Source organism: Sinomicrobium soli, assembly GCF_003285545.1.
In the GTDB taxonomy this organism is placed as follows: domain Bacteria; phylum Bacteroidota; class Bacteroidia; order Flavobacteriales; family Flavobacteriaceae; genus Sinomicrobium.
Window position 1 is genome coordinate 82489 of the sequence record NZ_QLNV01000002.1, and the last position, 18245, is coordinate 100733.

Annotated in this window: 19 protein-coding genes; 12 read left to right on the top strand and 7 right to left on the bottom strand. The window is 48.2% G+C overall.

Annotated elements, in window-relative coordinates:
• Positions 1-140: 140 nt before the first annotated feature.
• The 5 genes from DN748_RS02355 to DN748_RS02375 all read right to left on the bottom strand — a co-directional run bounded on the left by DN748_RS02355 (position 141) and on the right by DN748_RS02375 (position 4994).
• On the bottom strand, positions 141-1220 hold the full coding sequence (locus tag DN748_RS02355; RefSeq protein WP_112370161.1) for an iron-containing alcohol dehydrogenase family protein: 1080 nt from the start codon (positions 1218-1220) through the stop codon (positions 141-143).
• Between the two features lie 99 nt (positions 1221-1319).
• On the bottom strand, positions 1320-2021 hold the full coding sequence (locus DN748_RS02360) for an HAD family hydrolase (protein ID WP_112370162.1): 702 nt from the start codon (positions 2019-2021) through the stop codon (positions 1320-1322).
• Positions 2012-2740, bottom strand: a complete 729-nt coding sequence (gene kdsB / locus DN748_RS02365; RefSeq protein WP_112370163.1) for a 3-deoxy-manno-octulosonate cytidylyltransferase — start codon at positions 2738-2740, stop codon at positions 2012-2014. Before kdsB ends, DN748_RS02360 begins: the two co-directional genes overlap by 10 nt.
• A gap of 219 nt (positions 2741-2959) precedes the next feature.
• Positions 2960-3529: a DUF4126 domain-containing protein gene (locus DN748_RS02370; RefSeq protein WP_112370164.1), complete on the bottom strand. Its 570-nt coding sequence runs from the start codon at positions 3527-3529 to the stop codon at positions 2960-2962.
• Between the two features lie 37 nt (positions 3530-3566).
• On the bottom strand, positions 3567-4994 hold the full coding sequence (locus DN748_RS02375) for an ATP-dependent DNA helicase (RefSeq protein ID WP_112370165.1): 1428 nt from the start codon (positions 4992-4994) through the stop codon (positions 3567-3569).
• 199 nt (positions 4995-5193) lie between these two features.
• Here DN748_RS02375 and DN748_RS02380 point away from each other — a divergent pair, with 199 nt between their 5' ends.
• The 3 genes from DN748_RS02380 to DN748_RS02390 are packed head-to-tail and all read left to right on the top strand — an operon-like array spanning position 5194 to position 7184.
• Positions 5194-5841 (top strand): hypothetical protein, encoded by a 648-nt coding sequence (locus tag DN748_RS02380; protein ID WP_112370166.1) that lies wholly within the window; start codon positions 5194-5196, stop codon positions 5839-5841.
• A 43-nt stretch (positions 5842-5884) separates the two neighbouring features.
• Positions 5885-6649: a DUF3822 family protein gene (locus tag DN748_RS02385; protein WP_236636759.1), complete on the top strand. Its 765-nt coding sequence runs from the start codon at positions 5885-5887 to the stop codon at positions 6647-6649.
• A 1-nt stretch (position 6650) separates the two neighbouring features.
• Entirely contained in the window at positions 6651-7184 is a 534-nt protein-coding gene (locus tag DN748_RS02390) for an RsmD family RNA methyltransferase (protein WP_112370168.1), read from the top strand.
• 125 nt (positions 7185-7309) lie between these two features.
• Here DN748_RS02390 and DN748_RS02395 read toward each other — a convergent pair whose 3' ends face one another.
• Entirely contained in the window at positions 7310-9250 is a 1941-nt protein-coding gene (locus DN748_RS02395) for a M1 family metallopeptidase (protein WP_112370169.1), read from the bottom strand.
• 186 nt (positions 9251-9436) lie between these two features.
• On the opposite strand from DN748_RS02395, the gene DN748_RS02400 reads away from it, so the two are divergent.
• The 8 genes from DN748_RS02400 to DN748_RS02435 all read left to right on the top strand — a co-directional run bounded on the left by DN748_RS02400 (position 9437) and on the right by DN748_RS02435 (position 16263).
• On the top strand, positions 9437-10579 hold the full coding sequence (locus DN748_RS02400; RefSeq protein ID WP_236636760.1) for an ABC transporter substrate-binding protein: 1143 nt from the start codon (positions 9437-9439) through the stop codon (positions 10577-10579).
• A gap of 9 nt (positions 10580-10588) precedes the next feature.
• Positions 10589-11611 carry a FecCD family ABC transporter permease gene (locus tag DN748_RS02405; RefSeq protein WP_112370170.1) on the top strand — a complete coding sequence of 341 codons (1023 nt, stop codon included), beginning with the start codon at positions 10589-10591 and terminating at the stop codon, positions 11609-11611.
• Positions 11612-11632: 21 nt separating this feature from the next.
• The gene (locus DN748_RS02410; protein WP_112370171.1) at positions 11633-12436 is read left to right on the top strand and encodes an ABC transporter ATP-binding protein; all 804 of its coding nucleotides are present in this window, start codon (positions 11633-11635) and stop codon (positions 12434-12436) included.
• 74 nt (positions 12437-12510) lie between these two features.
• Positions 12511-13842 carry a DNA recombination protein RmuC gene (locus tag DN748_RS02415; RefSeq protein WP_112370172.1) on the top strand — a complete coding sequence of 444 codons (1332 nt, stop codon included), beginning with the start codon at positions 12511-12513 and terminating at the stop codon, positions 13840-13842.
• A gap of 19 nt (positions 13843-13861) precedes the next feature.
• Positions 13862-14227, top strand: a complete 366-nt coding sequence (locus DN748_RS02420; RefSeq protein WP_112370173.1) for a 6-phosphogluconate dehydrogenase — start codon at positions 13862-13864, stop codon at positions 14225-14227.
• A 2-nt stretch (positions 14228-14229) separates the two neighbouring features.
• Positions 14230-14775, top strand: coding sequence for an acyl-CoA thioesterase (locus DN748_RS02425; protein ID WP_112370174.1), 546 nt, complete (start codon positions 14230-14232; stop codon positions 14773-14775).
• Positions 14776-14895: 120 nt separating this feature from the next.
• Positions 14896-15531: an RNA polymerase sigma factor sigma-70 region 4 domain-containing protein gene (locus DN748_RS02430; protein WP_112370175.1), complete on the top strand. Its 636-nt coding sequence runs from the start codon at positions 14896-14898 to the stop codon at positions 15529-15531.
• Positions 15532-15561: 30 nt separating this feature from the next.
• Positions 15562-16263, top strand: a complete 702-nt coding sequence (locus DN748_RS02435) for a DUF3307 domain-containing protein (RefSeq protein ID WP_112370176.1) — start codon at positions 15562-15564, stop codon at positions 16261-16263.
• Between the two features lie 112 nt (positions 16264-16375).
• On the opposite strand, the gene tssD is transcribed toward DN748_RS02435, so the two are convergent.
• Positions 16376-16762: a type VI secretion system tube protein TssD gene (gene tssD / locus DN748_RS02440; RefSeq protein ID WP_112370177.1), complete on the bottom strand. Its 387-nt coding sequence runs from the start codon at positions 16760-16762 to the stop codon at positions 16376-16378.
• Between the two features lie 271 nt (positions 16763-17033).
• Here tssD and DN748_RS02445 point away from each other — a divergent pair, with 271 nt between their 5' ends.
• Positions 17034-18242 carry a lactonase family protein gene (locus DN748_RS02445; RefSeq protein WP_112370178.1) on the top strand — a complete coding sequence of 403 codons (1209 nt, stop codon included), beginning with the start codon at positions 17034-17036 and terminating at the stop codon, positions 18240-18242.
• The last annotated feature ends 3 nt before the right edge of the window (positions 18243-18245 follow it).

An 18245-nucleotide genomic window follows, 5' to 3' on the forward strand; every position in this document is an offset into this window, starting at 1 on the left:
AATGCTGCCGTCCGGTTTGTCCCTTTTGGCAATACAAACATAAATGCCTTTTTCCCTTTTATTCGGTAGTTAATTATTTACTTTCGCTTGTAAACGGTTATACATGACTAAAAATATATTTTTCACTCAAATACAGGTAGTTACATCTTCTCATACATCCCCCTTAATTTTTGAGGAGTGATCACATGCTGCCAGTCTTTTCCCAGGGCATTTTCCCATAAGGGGACCATTCCCAGGGATACGTTTATGATGGTATCAAGGTCGTCATCGCCGAGCCCCTCACAAATACCGCGGGGGATCTCCACGCCGTGTTTATCCACCATTTTCCTGAAGTGTTTAACGCCCTCGGGATAGAATTCTTCAAGCTGGTTAAACACGATACAGTTTCCTATACCGTGACGTGTGCCGAGAAGATAGGAAAGTCCGTAACTCATGGCATGTGCCACTCCCACCTGTGAATACGCAATACTCATTCCCCCGTGCCAGGAAGCCATCATCAGTTTGCCTCTCAGGTCTTCATCCGGAAGTGAATTCCCCAGGAATACTTCATTACACAGCTCCTGGGCTTTCTCACCATAACTTTGACTAAAGGCATTGAGATAGGTCCCGGTAAGGGATTCCACACAGTGGATATAGCAGTCCATCCCCGTGTAAAACCATTGGTCGAGAGGAACCCCCGCAGTGAGGTCGGGATCCAGCACCACCTGGTCAAAGGTGGTAAAATCCGAATTTATTCCGAGTTTCTTTTCCGGTCCCGTAAGTACGGTGGTCCTGGAAACTTCTGCCCCGGTACCGCTTATGGTCGGGATACCTACATGAAATACAGCCCGGTGCTTCACCAGGTCCCATCCCTGGTAATCTGCAGAAGACCCTTCATTGGTCAGCATCAAAGCCACTGCCTTGGCCAGGTCCATCACCGTACCTCCGCCGATCCCTATAATCCCGGAGGGCAATGTTTCGAAATCATGTCTTATCCGGTCCCTGATGGCGTCTACCTGTGAGGTTTTAGGTTCTGCCAGGGAGTTTATATATAGTATACTGTCTTTCCCGTAAAGCGGGATTCGCTGTTCCAGGGGACTCCCTTTAAAAACATCGTCCAGCAGAAAAATAAACGGGGCTTTTTCACTATCTCTCTTCGGAGCCAGGATCTCTTCCAGCTGGTCAAAACTACCACGCCCGAAGATCACCCGGGGTACCATCGGGAAATTTTTAAACTTCATAACATTGCTTGCTTTTTGCGTTTTTTATTCCAAAACTTCGAAACACATAAGTTCTTTCAACCACATCAACCTATGCATTTCAGGGCGTACTCCCCGTGGTTACTGCAGAAAACGCAGTATTTCCTTAATATTACTTACCGTATCATACCCCCCGTTATCATCTTTCTCATCTATCGTTTCATGCAGCCATGTAGTATGGAAAGGCACATGTATGGCATGCCCTCCCAGGCCGATCACGGGCAGGATATCCGATTTAAGGGAATTTCCTACCATGAGAAATTCAGTTACGGGAATTTCCAGGTGATCCAGCAAATTGCTGTAATTCTCTTCCTTCTTATCACTCAATACTTCTATATGATGAAAATACTCCGACAGTCCGGAACGTTCCATCTTTCTCTCCTGGTCGAGAAGATCTCCCTTGGTGAGCAATATAAGCCGGTACCGGCCGCTCAACTGTTCAAGAACCTCTTTTACCCCGTCGAGCAGTTCCACCGGTTTGGTGATCATCTCTTTTCCAAGATGCAGGATTTCCGATATGGTTGCGGTAGTAATCTTTCCATTTGACAAATCCAGGGCACTTTCTATCATAGACAGGACAAACCCCTTGATCCCGTATCCGTAGAGCCCGAGATTCTGCATTTCCATCCTGAACAGTTCCTGATCTATCTTGTTCTCGGTTTCATACCGGGACAACAGGCGGGCAAATTTCTGTTCGGTTTCCCTGAAGTATGTTTCATTTACCCACAGTGTGTCATCGGCATCAAAACCGATAACCTTTACGCCTTTATATTTTATTTCCATAACTTCCTTGCTCGTTCCAGGTCATCGGGAGTATCGATCTCCACCCCTTCCACATCCGTTTCCACCATCTTTATTTTCTTGCCGTATTCCAGGTACCTGATGGCCTCGATTTTTTCCGAGGCCTCCAGGGGCAACATGGGCAGGTGGTAAAAATCCATAATCGCACTTTTCCTGAAAGCATATATTCCCTTGTGTTTAAAATACCGCGCTCCTACATCCCTCGCCCTGGGATAAGGGATGGGCGAACGGGAAAAATAGAGTGCGAACCCCTGGTGGTCCGTGATCACTTTCACGATATTGGGATTGCTGATCTCTTCCCAGTCTGTAATCTCGGTCATCAGTGAGGCCAGGTCAATTTCCCTTTTTACATCTTCCCCGAAGACCTCTACCACCTTCTTCAGGCTTTCCTTTTCCGTAAAAGGCTCGTCTCCCTGTACGTTCACCACAATATCCACATCCATCTTCTCCACCGCTTCGGCTATCCGGTCACTTCCGCATTCGTGCTCCCTTATGCTCATTATGGCCTTTCCGCCGTTAGCTACAATTTCCCTGAAAATAACCTCACTATCCGTCACCACATATACATCACTAAAGAGTCCGGTCCGTAAAGCCGCCTCATAGGTCCGGACAATAACAGGCTTTCCGTTGAGGTCCTTCATCAGCTTTCCCGGAAGACGGGTAGCGGCATACCGGGCGGGTATCATGGCTATTATTTTCATTTTTAGTTTTTTAGTTTGTAGTTCTTAGTTGTTAGTTTATGGTTTGGGCATTGGGCTTCCCTCCGGTCCGGATGACAACTCCCGACTATTTTACCCTTTCTCCTGTATACGGATGATTTTTACGGAAGGCCAAAATTAAGCTATTTCTCCTCATCCTTAAAAATTATTGCTCCGGCTTTTGCTGTTTTACAGCTGCGGGAAGCATCCCGGGTAAAAATATCAGCGGGATTTTCGCGGCCTGATGCGGTGATAGAAGCGATACACCACCACAAGAATAAGAATGACAAACACAACAGCTATCACAGGCACTATTACGGACAATACCGAGAGTACTCCCGATACCAGTGTCTCTATTACCGTGATCAGGGGGTTTCCGAAGCCTGCCGTTGTTACGGAAGAAGTTGCCCTGGTAGTTACCGACGCGCCTTTTATCGCCGCTGCCGTACCTCCGCCGGCGATCAGCCCGATCGTCCAGGTCATCGCGGGGTCCAGGCCGGCCAGGGTAGAGACCACTACCAGTGTCCCCGCAACTCCGGCCAGGGGAAGCGCTATGCTGTCGAGCAGGTTATCTACCCACGGAATAAAATAGGCGAATACTTCTGCCACTACGGCCACTACGAGAATGATCAGTGCAGGCCATCCCCCGAGCCATTGCCAGTTTTCATTGAGGTCCCACACACCGAAATGTGCTGCCAGGCTCAGCACCAGCAGCGGAACAAAAACGCGGAACCCCGTACTTGCTGCAAGCCCGATCCCCAGAAAAATGCTTATAACGGTTTCTGATGTCATACCTCTCTTTTTTTGTAACCGAACCAAATTTAAGGAATCATTCCCCTACAAAAAAATCATCCTTAAAACCGATGAGGTAAAGCTTGTGCCTGGCCCGGGTTACCGCAGTGTACAACCACCTCAGGTAGTCCCTGTCAATGCCGTCGGGAAGATACGGCTGCTCGACGAATACCGTATCCCATTGCCCTCCCTGGCTTTTATGACAGGTTATCGCATAGGAAAATTTAACCTGCAGGGCATTGAAGTACTTGTTGTTCTTCACTTTGAGAAACTTTTTATAGCCCGACCTCTCCTCTTCATAATCCTTCATCACCTCCTGGTACAGCCTGTTGGAATCTTCATACGACAGCGATGGTGTCTCGGCATGAATGGTGTCGAGCAACAGCACGGTTTCCAGCGGGGACATATCCGGATAATCGATCATGCGGACCTTTACTTCGGCAAACTTAAAGCCGTAAAGTTCCTTTATCGCAAAGATCTCGAGCACTTCGACAATATCTCCGTTCGCAATAAACCCCGCCTCACTGCTGGTCTTTACCCAGAAATAATTGTTTTTTACCACCATCAGCAGGTCACCGGCGGTAAGTTCGTTGTCGTGAAACAGTATCCTGCTCCGTATCTGCTGGTTATACAGGTTGGCACGTTTGTTCGAGCGTACGATAATAACCGTCTCTTCCTGCCCCCTGTTGCCATATGCCTCATCAATCGCACTCTGGATATCGTATCCGTCGGTAAGCCGGACAATATCGTCAAAACCCCCCAGTTCGAATTTGAAATCAAAGATCCCGTCATCGCCCAGGCATTCCCTGATACCGGTAGCATTGTAGAGAATCCCCGAATGCAGCTGCTGCCGCACTACCTCGTCCAGTTCTATCATCCCCACTTCCTTGTTGTAATGAAGTCCGAGCGTATTTTCGTCCAGGGCCGGGCTTATATCCAGGTTCACCGGGGGCAACTGGGCAGTATCCCCGATAAGCATGAGTTTGCAATTATGCCCTGAATATACGTAATACATCAGGTCGTCGAGCAAAGAACCGTTTTCAAACAGCCTGGAATCTCCCGGCAGGTCGGGGATCATGGAAGCCTCGTCTACGATAAAAAGCGTATCGCGGTGCTTGTTGGGCTGCAATACGAATTTCATGGCTCCTCCCTTCCCCTTTTTGGGGAAATAGATCTTCTTGTGGATCGTAAAGGCCCTGGTACCTGCATACGAAGTGATCACTTTGGCCGCCCGGCCGGTGGGGGCCAGCAATACCGTCTTTTTATAGCTCCCCTTCATCTGTCCCACCAATGCCCCGATGATAGTCGTCTTACCGGTTCCGGCAAACCCCTTCAGCACAAAAACCCGGTCTTCCCCGGTCGAAAAGACATACCCGGACAACTGTTGCAATGCCTCTTCCTGTTTTGAGGTAGGCGTATGCGGAAATTTGCTGACCAGGTCTTTGTAAAAGGAAGATACATCCATAAAAAACTTCTTTTGCCAAAAGTACAAATAGATTTAGGATTGACCATTTTCCCGCTCTTCCGGGAATTCACTTACTGCTATCTGCTTTCTTCCCGTTTCTTCCCGCTACCTCTCATTTTTAGGAAGAAAAACTTTTCCGAATAAAAAAAAATTGTAGTTTTGCGTAAAACCTCTTTAATTTTTAAATCGAAAAAACAAGATGAAGACAGCGATACAGATTGCTTTATGGCTCCTTAGTATTTTCTTTGCCTATAAGATTTACCGGTCGGTAAATGACCCCATTCAGTTCGACAAGGTAAAAAGGGAGCGTTATGCCAAGGTAATCGACCGTATGAAAGACATCAGGGATGCCCAGGAAGCATACCGTACCGTAACCGGCAGGTTTGCAAAAGACTTTAACAGCCTGGTCAAGTTTGTAGACACTGCGGAATTCGCCATCACCCAGCAAAGGGACACCAGTTGGGTAGAATACGACCCGGTCTATCGCATCGACATGCCCAGGGAAATGAAAATTATCGATACACTGGGGTTCATAGCTATCAAAGATTCCCTTTTCAAGAATTCGGATAGTTATAAAAACATGATGAAAGTTCCTTATACGGAGGGAGAGGAATTCAGCATGAAGGCAGGGACCATCAACAGGAGTGGTTTTACGGCGCCTGTATTTGAAGCCAAGGTAACTAAGGAGGCTATCCTTCACGATCAGCCCAAAGACCTGGTGGCGCGTGAAAACCAGGTGATATCTGTTGATGATGTCAATGGCCCCGAGATTATTGTCGGGTCTATGAAGGAAGTAAAAACGACAGGTAACTGGCCGATGATCTATGACTCTAAACGAAAAAACTAATACATACACTACAAATTATAACGAATTGTCCATTCAGGTAAGCTTGAGTGGACTTTCTTTTTGTGTGCTGGATGAATTGAGTAAAACCATTTATGCATACGAAAACCATTCTTTCGGGGAAAAAGTGACCCCGAAGGCCCTGCTCAGGAACACGGAAGCCCTTTTTACCGAAAAGGAGATACTGCAACAGCCCTTTAAAAAAGTGCATGTGATCCATCGGAACAATCTCTCCGCGTGGGTTCCCCGGCCCCTGTTTGATGAAAAAAAATTATCGGAATACCTGAAATTCAATATCAGGATATTCGAAACGGATTTTGTGACCTACGACGATCCTGATATTTCAGGGCTTATTAATGTATATGTTCCGCTGGTTAATATAAACAACTTCATTTTTGACCGTTTCGGCGAATTCGAATACCGGCATTATTCGAGCATCCTGGTAGAAACCCTGATCCGTCACAGTCCGGAAAACGGGGAACCGCTCATGTATGTACACAAGCAGGACACTCATTTTGAAATAGTGATCCTGAAAAATCGCAGGCTCCTCCTGTACAACTCGTTCGAATACGGCAATGAGATCGATTTTATATACTACATCCTTTTTACGGCAGAACAATCAGGGCTCGATCCCGAAACGTTCCCGTTGTACCTGCTGGGAGACATCACCCCGGAAGACACGTTTTTCAATATGGCTCACACTTATGTAAGAAAGGTTTCATGCGGGCAGCACCATTGTCCGTATAAACTGGACGACGGGATACTCCCCGTAAAATCTCACGAGTCACCTGTTTTACTAAACTCCTTTTAACATGCGTATTATTTCCGGTAAATACAAGGGAAAGAGATTGCTCGCCCCAAAAAAACTCCCCGTACGCCCTACTACCGATTTTGCAAAGGAAGGATTGTTCAATATCCTGGAAAATCACTTTTACCTCCAGGACCTGATAGTAACCGACCTGTTTGCCGGAACGGGAAATATCAGCTACGAATTTGCCAGCAGGGGGACTACCAGGATTACCTGTGTAGACGCACATCCGGGCTGCATACAGTTTATTTATAGAACAGCCGAAAGCCTGAACTTTCCCATCAGGGCCATAAAAAGCGATGTCTTCCGCTTTCTCGACAAGGTGAAATCAGGAAGCGATATCATTTTTGCAGACCCTCCGTATGATCTCCCCGAAGAAGAGTTTGCCAGAATACCCCGGATAGTCTTTGAGAACGGGCTGCTGGAAGACGACGGTTTTCTTATCGTGGAACACTCCCGCCACACCCGTATGGACCACCTCCCCCGCTTCGCCTTTGAGAAAAAATACGGCAATTGTATCTTCAGTTTTTTTGAATAAAGGCCGGAATGCTCGCAATGAAAGCCCACTAAAAACTAAAAAACTACGAACTAACAACTAAAAAAAACCGCCCCGAATAAAATTCAGGGCGGCCTCTTTTATTATTTTTTTCAGGAATGCCCCGGTCAGAATCTGGGCCATACATTATTGGAAGTATTCGCGTCCGGAATTATTTTATCCGGGTCTATTTCCACGCTTTTTACTTCCTTGGTGGTTTTCAGCAGGTGCACCCACTCCGAGCCCCGCTGCCATATTTCCACCGGTAAGGTCTTACGCTCCTTACTTCCGTCTGCATAAGTTACCTCATACACCACGGGCATGGGAATACCTCCCCTGTTGCTGAAGCTCATCACGAAATTCTCTCCGTAGGGCCTTGCATCATCGATGGAAAGGTCTATATTTTCATCACCGTAAAACCATCCTTTCCAGAACCAGTTGAGATTTTCTCCCGAGACATTTTCCACAATATTGAAAAAATCCCTTGGCTGCGGGTGCTTATAGGCCCACGCCTCGATATAAGCCTTAAAGGCATTGTCAAAGCGTTCCTCCCCGAGGATATATTCTCTAAGCATCAACAACCCCAGGGCCGGTTTGTAATAGGCCACCATTCCCAGGTTATGGCTCTGGCTTATATCGGGATAGGTGGATATCGGCTCTCTCCCGCTGTTGGTAAGCCATCCTACCATGCCCATGGGCTTTGCCAGCCTGGAAGAATACTCCCCGTTGTTAAATGCCAGCGTACTGTAGTGGTTGATAAAGGTGTTGAACCCTTCATCCATCCAGGCATAACGTCTTTCGTTGCTTCCCACGATCATGGGGAACCAGATATGTCCGAACTCGTGGTCGGTGACGCCCCACAGCGAACCGGACTGCGATTTATAGCTGCAGAATACGATCCCGGGATACTCCATCCCTCCTACATTGGAAGCTACGTTAACTGCTACCGGGTAGGGATACTCATGCCATTTCTCCGAGTAATACTCGATGGAAGCCTTGGTGTATTCCGTAGAGCGCGTCCATGCCTCCTGCCCGTCGCTTTCCTTGGGGTATACCGACTGGGCCATGGCCTTTTTGCCACTGGGAAGGTTGATCCGCGCGGCATCCCAGATAAATGATTTTGACGTTGCAAAAGCCACGTCCCTTGTATTTTTCATCCTGAAATGCCAGGTGAGCTTCCCGTCCTGTTTCGGGCGGGTTACCTCAGTATTCCCCACTTCATCGGGGCTGATAAGGTATACCGTCTCATCGCTCTGCATGGCCTTCTCTACGCGGTTCTGCTGCTCTCTGGTCAGCACATCTTTAGGGTTAACCAGCTCTCCCGACCCTACTACAATATGGTCGTAGGGCACGGTCACCTTAAAATCAAAATCACCGTATTCGAGATAAAACTCTCCTGCTCCGAGGTAAGGTTCTACATTCCATCCTTCCACATCGTCAAAAACCGCTACCCTGGGATACCATTGCGCCAGGGAATAGATGGTTCCCTGCTCCGTATCCAGGCGTCCCATCCTGTCCATTCCCTTTTCGGGGATCTTGTATTCGAAATTCATCGATACCGTAGCGGTTCCCCCGTTGGCAGCAACAGCTTCGTCAAAAAATACCTGCATACGGGTATCGGTAATGATATATTTACCGGAAGCCTTTCCCCTGCGCCCTGTTTTGGCCACAACGTCAGAAATTTTATATCCCCCGTCCACATCTCCCGAATAGCGGTTACCCTGAACCGGGGTGGTCAGTGTTCCCCTGGAATCTTCCGTAAAACGGTTCTGGTCCATCTGTAACCAGATAAAGTCCAGGGCTTCCGGGCTGTTGTTATGATAAGTTATGGTTATTTTTCCCCTGAGTTGATCGGAAGTATCATCCAGTTCCGCTTCAATGACGTAATCGGCCCCGTTCTGCCAGTATTCCGGTCCCGGAACCCCGGATGCCGAACGGTACGCATTGCCGGACCTGTCCATAAACTCTCCAAACAGATCCTGGTTATTGCCATCGGTCTCCTGGGCGTGCGCACCCAGGCCCATAAAAGCCATAACCACCAGGATACTCCCCATAATTTTTCTCCTCATGTCTTAGTCTTTTAGTGATTATTTTAAGTTAATTAGAAACATTCGTGCTAAAATACACAAACATTCGGACTGGCCATAAAAGATTTAACATAGGGTTAACTTTGTGAATGATTGATTTCCCTGCAACCTCCAACAACTCCCCTGCAACATTACCGCTTCTTGATTATTTATTTTACTTTTGAACCTATGATGAGATTTTTTCTATGTACGATCATTACCCTGTTCCTGTTTACTTCCTGTAAAAGGAAAAAAGCGGAACATTCCGCGAATACGGGAGAAGTGGTAAATATTGTGCACGCCCGGGGTTTTCATATCACGAAGTTCAACGGTTATACACAGATAGACGTTACCTCTCCCTGGCCGGATGCCGGGAAAGGATACACCTATATCCTTTATGAAAAGGAAGAAAATATCCCGGAAGGGGTTCGCAGTGATGCCAATATACAGGTACCCGTAACCAGCCTGGTAGTCACTTCCACCACTCACATCCCTGCCCTGGAGGCTCTTGGAGAGGAAATCCGGCTGACCGGGTTTCCCGACACCAGGTATATCTCTTCCGAAAAAACCCGTGATCTCGTAGACAAGGGACAGGTCCGGGAGATAGGAAGCAATGAGAACCTGAATACCGAAGTACTCATAGACCTCCAGCCGGATGTTGTTATAGGTTTTGCACTTAATAGCAGTAACAAGGCATATAATATCATACAGCAATCGGGGATCCCCGTGGTCTTTAACGGCGACTGGATGGAAGAAACTCCATTGGGAAAGGCGGAATGGATAAAGTTCTTCGCTCCCTTTTTCGGTAAGGAAGCCGAGGCCGAAAGCATATTCGAACATATTGAGTCAGAATACCTCAAGGCACGGAAACTGGCCGAAAATGCGGGTGAAAAACCTACCGTATTAAGCGGTAGCATATACCAGGATTCCTGGATACTGCCGGGCGGGAAAAGCTGGGCGGCACAATTTATAGCGGATGCCGGGGCCGATTATATCTGGAAAGATACCGAAAATACCGGAAGCCTCTTTCTCAGCCTGGAAAGCGTGCTGGACAAGGCAGGTGATGCCGACTTCTGGATAGCCCCCTCCCTGTTTACCAGCTATAAAGAGCTTAAAGAAGCCAATCCGCATTATGCGCAGTTCAGCGCATTCCGCCGGCATCGCGTCTTTACCTATGCCAGGACCAGGGGAGCGGGAGATGGGCTGCTGTATTTTGAACTCGGTCCCAATCGCCCGGATATCATCCTGAAAGACCTCATCAGTATCTTTCATCCCGAAATACTTCCGGGCTACGAACCTTTTTTCTTCAAACCACTGGATAATAACCAATAACAAGATCATTTGAAACCGGAAAGACCATATTACCTTCGCTTCTCGATCTTTGTCCTGCTCCTCGCAACCTGCTTTCTGGTCAATATCGGGCTGGGGTCCGTAGACATTCCGTTCGGGAAAGTATGCGCCGTATTGTCCGGAGGTACTTCGGGCAGACCGTCATGGGATTATATCATTCTCCATTACCGCCTTCCGAAAGCACTTACCGCCGCTTTTTCAGGGTGCGGGCTGGCCGTCAGCGGACTGATGATGCAGACGCTGTTCAGGAATCCGCTCGCCGGACCGTTCGTACTGGGCATCAGCTCGGGGGCAAGCCTCGGGGTCGCACTGCTCATCATGGGAGCCTCATCTCTCGGCATTTCACTGTTTACAAGCGGCCTCTCACTGGCCGTGGCCGCCACGGCAGGAAGTTTCCTGGTGCTGCTTGCGGTAATGGCTGTCGCTTTCAGGATAAAGGACACCATGGCCATACTCATCATAGGCCTGATGTTCGGAAGCATCACCTCTGCCGTGGTCAGTGTCCTCTCGTATTTCAGCAGTGCGGAAAAATTACAGCAGTATATTTTCTGGTCTTTCGGTAGCCTCGGGAACCTGGGATGGGACGAACTGATCATACTGTCTGTCCTTTTGCTCACCGGTATCCTGATGAGCATCTTTTGCATCAAGAACCTGAACGCCCTGTTACTGGGAGAAACATATGCTTCGAGCCTGGGGATGAACATACGGCGGAACAGGATCGTACTGATCCTGGCCACCAGTATACTGGCAGGGGGAATAACGGCTTTTGCAGGCCCCGTGAGTTTTATCGGCCTGGCCGTGCCCCATCTCACCAGGCAGGTCTTCAACACCACCAACCACAGGATACTGCTCCCCGCGGTAATCCTTTACGGCGCCATCCTGATGCTGGTCTGCGATACCATTGCGCAGTGGCCTGCAAGCGACGATACCTTGCCCATCAACGCCATAACTTCCCTGGTAGGAGCCCCCGTAGTGGTATGGCTACTGGTCAGAAAACGAAGAATGATCTTTTAACCCCGTAAAAACACATTGCTCATGTCCGGTAAAACACCTGTGGAAAAAGAAGAGGTCCTGAGAGCAGAACAGCTCCGTATCGGTTATAAAAGCCGCAGGAAAACCGATATTATTGCTTCCGGCATCTCCTTTGCTGCCCTGAAAGGAGAACTTACGGCCATTATCGGTGCCAACGGAATGGGAAAGACTACCCTGCTCCGGACCCTGGCCCGGATACTCCCTGCGATCTCCGGAAATATCACCCTGCACCGGAAACCGCTCGGAAAATTCAGTGCCTCCGGACTGGCACGGGAGATCGGCCTGGTCCTAACCGGTCATCACCCGTCAGGCAACCTTACCGTAAACGAGATCATCGCATTGGGGAGACATCCGTATACCAACTGGATGGGGACCCCCGGCGCAGAAGACCGGGCCAAGGTCGATGAAGCAAAAAAACTGCTCGGTATCGAGCCACTGGGGACCGAAAAATGTTATACCCTGAGCGACGGACAACTGCAAAAAGTAATGATCGCACGGGTCATAGCACAGGACACCTCGGTCATTATTCTCGACGAACCTACCACCCACCTCGATGTCTACCACAAGACCCATATCCTCAAACTGCTGCGGACGCTGGCCCACAAGACCGGAAAAAGCATTATCTTTTCTTCACACGAGATAGAGCACTCCATACAGCTATGCGACAAGATACTTGTGCTACACCGCGGCGGAGCCGATTTCGGCACCCCGCAATCACTGGTACGGAACGGTACCTTTAACCGGCTCTTTCCCGAAGACCTGATCACTTTCGACCCCGAAACCACATCATTCCGCATCAGGGAATAAAATCAGCACCAGCCATCCGTAACAACCCGGTCGTATCTCAAAAAATTCTATCTTTGAAGTGTTAAAACACATTGATGGACAACAGTCTCCTTTTACTCATCATCGCTGCAACAGCCCTGATAGCCGGTATACTGACCGGGGTGTTCCTCCATCGCTTAAGGCAGGGGCGGCACCTGGCTGCGGGGGAAGAACGGGAAAGGGCCCTCAGGCAGGACAACGACAGGCTTCAACGGGAAATCAATGACCTCAGGGCCGAAAGAACAGCATTACAACAGGAAAAGGAAAACACGGGATTCCGGCTTGTCCGCCGGGAAGCCGAACTGGAAAACCTGCAGAAAAAACATATCGAACAAAAAGAAGAAACCCGGGAACTCAGGGAAAAATTTACCCGGGAATTCGAAAACCTGGCCAACAGGATACTGGAAGAAAAGAGCACCCGGTTTACACAACAGAACAGGGAAAACATCAAAAACATCCTCACCCCGCTTCACGAAAAGATACAGCACTTTGAAAAGAGGGTCGAAGACAGCCAGAAAGAAAGTATCAGCATCCACTCGGCACTTCGGGAACAGCTCCTTCAGCTGCAACACCAGAACCTCAGAATAACGAAGGAGGCCGAAAACCTTACCCGGGCACTTAAGGGAGACAGTAAGATGCAGGGGAACTGGGGAGAACTGGTACTGGAACGCGTACTGGAAAAAAGCGGCCTGGAAAAAGGGCGTGAATATGAGGTACAGCAGGGCTTTACCAGGGAAGACGGCTCAAGGGTACTGCCCGATGTGATCATATACCTCCCGGACGGAAAGAAAATGATCGTGGATTCGAAGGTAAGCCTCACGGCTTACGAACGCTATGTAAATGCCGGTGAGGAACAGCAGGAATCCTGTCTCAGGGAGCATATCGCCTCCATCAGACGACATGTGGAGCAACTATCTGCAAAACGGTATGAAGACCTGTACCACATGGAAAGCCCGGATTTTGTCCTGATGTTCATCCCCATAGAGCCCGCCTTTGCCCTGGCTGTAAACCACGACAATACCTTATACAACAGGGCTTTTGACAAAAATATAGTCATTGTCACCCCTTCCACGCTCCTCGCCACCCTGCGCACCATAGATACCATGTGGAGCAACGAGAAACAACAGCGCAATGCCGTTGAAATAGCCCGGCAGGCAGGAGCGCTGTATGACAAGTTCGAAGGACTGGTGACCGATCTCACCAGGGTAGGTAAAAAAATGGAAGAAGCGGGAAAGGAATACAAGGGGGCCATGAACAAGCTTGTCGAAGGAAGGGGAAATATTATTTCCGGGATTGAAAAACTGAAAAAAATGGGGGCCAAAGCAAAGAAATCCCTCCCCCGGACCCTGCTGGAAAAAGCTGAAGAAAACGAAGAAAAACCACGTTAACTACAAACCTGTCTACCATATGAAAAAAGCCGCCATTATTGTTCTGCTATCCGTTACTGCCCTTTTTCTGATCTACTATGCCTTTGTCTATTTTGTGCCTTACAGCCAGGGAGTACGCGCCGGGGAACTCATCAAGATAAGTCACAGGGGCGTTATGGTAAAAACATGGGAAGGCGAGATAAGCCAGGGAATATCGGGAGCACAGATCTTCAAATTCTCCGTATTGCCCAGGGACAAAAAGGTTATTGAAGACCTTAAAAAATTCCAGGGAAGATACGTCAAGGTAGATTACATTGAACGGCTGGCCAGGTTTCCCTGGCTCGGAAATACCAAATATTTTGTAACCAATGTAGTGGAAGAACAATCCCCCCACCAAAGAAACTGAATATGAATACCAGCTTTAAGACGGTCGAAGAATCGGCCGTAACCATTTCCGTACTCATGCTGCCCTCACATACCAATTTCAGCGGAAAGATCCACGGGGGCTATATCCTGTCTCTGCTCGACCAGATAGCCTTTGCCTGTGCCTCCAAACATTCCGGGGCCTATTGTGTAACCGCATCGGTAGATACCGTGGATTTCCTGAATCCCATAGAGGTCGGAGAACTGGTAACCCTGAAAGCATCCATCAATTTTGCGGGGAACTCCTCCATGATCATCGGTATACGGGTAGAAGCGGAAAACATCCAGACCGGAAAAGTAAAACACTGTAATTCCTCCTACTTTACCATGGTAGCCAAAGACGATTCCGGGAAAAATGTCAGTGTCCCGGGGATTATCATCAGGAATGACAAGGAATTACAGCGTTTCCACAAGAGCCTTAAGCGTATAGAACACAAAAAGGAAAGAAATGCCCATGCCTTTGCCGTACGTTTTAAAACAGATACCGAAGACCTCTATAGAAATTATAAGGTAAAACTCGATATGCAGTAAGCCGGTATGATCAGCCCAGCACACGATATTTTATTATATCGTCTATAAAAACGATAATTCAAAATATCGCCTTTTAAGACGATATTTTGAATTATCGTATAATTAACCGATATTTGTGTTATGACCAGTGTGATTACAGGAGATATTATCAATTCCAGAACATCAGGTTCTCCCGGGCTATGGCTTATTCCCCTCAAAAAGGCCCTGTCTGAATTAGCCGTATCCGAAAAGTACTGGGAAGTTTTCCGGGGCGACAGTTTCCAGGTAGAAATACAGGATTATTACAATGCCTTCCGGGCGGCGGTATACATCAAGGCCTGTATAAAAACCCTCAGGGAACTCGATGTACGCATGGCCATAGGGATAGGTGACAAGACCCACGAAGGGGCCTCCGTATCAGAATCCAACGGGAAGGCCTTTATCTTTTCCGGAGAACTCTTTGAACGGTTAAAAAAGGAGAAGACGAACCTGGCCATTAAAACGGGAATTCATCAAACGGATGAAGAGCTCAACCTCTATTTCCGTCTCGGTCTCATCGCCATGGACAACTGGACCCAAAATTCGGCAGAGATCGTAAAACTCACCATAGAACATCCCGGGTTATCACAAAAGGAGATCGGGGCAATGGCAGGGATCAAACAAAATACGGTGAGCGAACGGCAGAAGCGCGCCTATATCGACGAGATCATGGCCCTCGATACCATGTACCGGCAAAAAACAGATTACCTGAGATATCATCACAATGCCTCCGGGTAAAAACAGTGACCAACAGCAAAGCCTACTCTTATGGAACTCTTTTTAAAATTACTGTTCGCACACCTTATCGGCGATTTTATAGTACAACCGGACAGCTGGGTCAGTGAAAAGGAAGCAAAGAAACTGGCCTCTGCAAAACTATACCTGCACGCCCTGATACACGCCCTGCTCGTCCTGGTCCTTACCTGGAACACCGGGATGTGGTACCTCCCGGTCGCCATAGGGGTCACACACCTGTTTATAGACGCCGGAAAACTGCTGTTACAGCGCCCGGAAAACAAACGCCTCCTTTTTTATGCCGACCAGGTATTACACCTGCTGGCCATCGCCGTAATATGGGGCCTTGCCACGAATACTCCCCCTGCCTTCTCACTCTCCCAAAACCAGTGGCTCCTTCTTACCGGAGCATTATTCCTCACCTTCCCCACCTCCATCCTCATCAGGGTCACCATATCGATATACACTCCCGAAACCGGAATGGCACAGGACGCCTCCCTGCAGAATGCCGGCAAATATATCGGCATACTCGAAAGGTTGCTGGTATTTGTGTTTATCATCAGTGACCACTGGGAAGGCGTCGGTTTTCTCATCGCTGCCAAATCGATCTTCCGGTTCAGCGACCTTACCCGCTCCAAAGACCGCAAGCTTACCGAATATATCCTTATAGGTACCCTGCTCAGTTTCGGTACGGCCATAGCCACAGCCATAGCGTGCTCCGTATTCCTGTCGTAACAGGGCCCCGAAAAAACAGGGGTATCCGTACAAACAAAAAAGAGACCGCCCTTCGCAGGCAGTCTCCTTATACAACATTTGACCTGATCTGAAAGATCAATAATCAGCTATACTATACCCATTCATTAAGGTGCTCGCCGCCGCCGCTGGAAATTGCACGGCATGAAATGGTAAATGTTTCGGTCAACGGGTTCCTTCCCGAGGCATCAAAAATTTCCTTGTACTTCACCATATACCCTTCCGTAAAATGAACCTCCCTGAGTTTGGCATCGGTATCGCGCTTGATATAGGTTATTACCCCGTTCTTGCGCTCGAAATTATTGGTCATCCACTCAAAGAAAAACGAGTCTCCGGTAGATTCGACGGTCAGGTATATCCTTCCCCCTCTCGTGACGGAAGAAGGGCGCCCGGTAGCATCCACTTCCTGGGCCATATCGTAATTGGCAGAGAGAATATTCACTTTCTTCCCGCCCACTTCCAAAGTTGCTTTAAATGACATAATAAATACGTTTTAAAAAATTAAGGTTAAATAAAAAAATACCAAATCAAATATTGAACTATTTACTTCTGCAAGGTATTAAAGATTAAGAGACTTAACAACTGATTAAAGTTATTTTTTTATATAATAGTAAGAAATTACCTTTAACAAAACACTAAAAAAACGGATATCACTTTTAAAAGCGGGTCGACTTTATCAAAAAAAAGCTATTTTTGAAATACCGTTTTTACAGCCTTCCTGTAAAATCATAAACCAGCTAAAGAAAGTACTCATGACCAGAACACTCATCCTGTATTTTTCCCTGGCCCTCTTTTGTACGGCCTGTAAAGAACGCAAAAAACAGGAGTCCGCTCCTCTTCCGGAACATACGATCCCTACAGACACCTCCAGCATGGAAAAGCCCAGGGATACCTCCCTGGTTTTTACCGGTACATATACGCGCAATGAAGGATTTGTAGACGGCCGTGCAACGGGGATTGCCCTGCTCGAACGCAAAAGGGGGACCGGTCAGCTCCGCTACCTGGACACCCCCGATACCCTGACCAATCCTTCCTATCTCGCGATATCCCCCGACCGGAAAAATCTCTATGCCGTAAGTGAAAAGGCGCAAAAGGGCGAAACCGGGGCGCTGTTTGCCTACGACCTGGAAAACCCGGAAAAACCTGTTCCTGTAGGACACTGGTCTACAGGGGCCCAGGCGCCCTGTTATGTGAGCCTTGACAGCGAAGGTACATACGTTTTTGTGGCCAATTATGTAGGAGGTGTGGTAAAGATGTACAAAAGGCTCGGTGATGGAAAACTGCAACCCTCCGATGCTGTTCAGCTACATGGTTCCGGACCGGACAAAAGCAGGCAGGAAGCCTCTCATGCCCATTCGGCCATTGTTTCACCGGACGACAGGTTTCTCTTTGTTCCTGACCTGGGAAGCGACAAGATCTGGTGTTTTGAAATAGACCGCAGTGCCGGGAAACTGGTTCCCGTGTCAGACGCCTTTACCTCCACGGCACCGGGGGCCGGCCCGAGACATATGGTATTTCACCCCAATGGAAAATACGCTTATGCTATTAACGAGCTTCAAAATACGGTAGATGTATATAACTATGAGGCCGGACAAGGAAAACTACAGCACATCCAGACCATTTCCTCTTTGCCCGATGATTTTGAGGGGGAAAGTGCTGCAGCCGATATCCACATACACCCCAACGGCAGGTTCCTCTATGCCTCCAACCGGGGGCACAACAGCATTGCCGTATTTACAATCAGGGCTGAAAACGGACAGCTGAGCCCGGTACAATACCAGAGTACCGGCGGTGATTTCCCGAGAAACTTTGCCCTCTACCCTACGGGCAGGCAACTGTATGTAGCCAATCAGAATTCGGATAATATCGTTCAGATGGGCATTGATCCCGATACCGGAAAACTCACCCCCGAATCGGAACTGGAAGTAAAAACTCCTGTCTGTATTGTTTTTTACCCGTAGTTT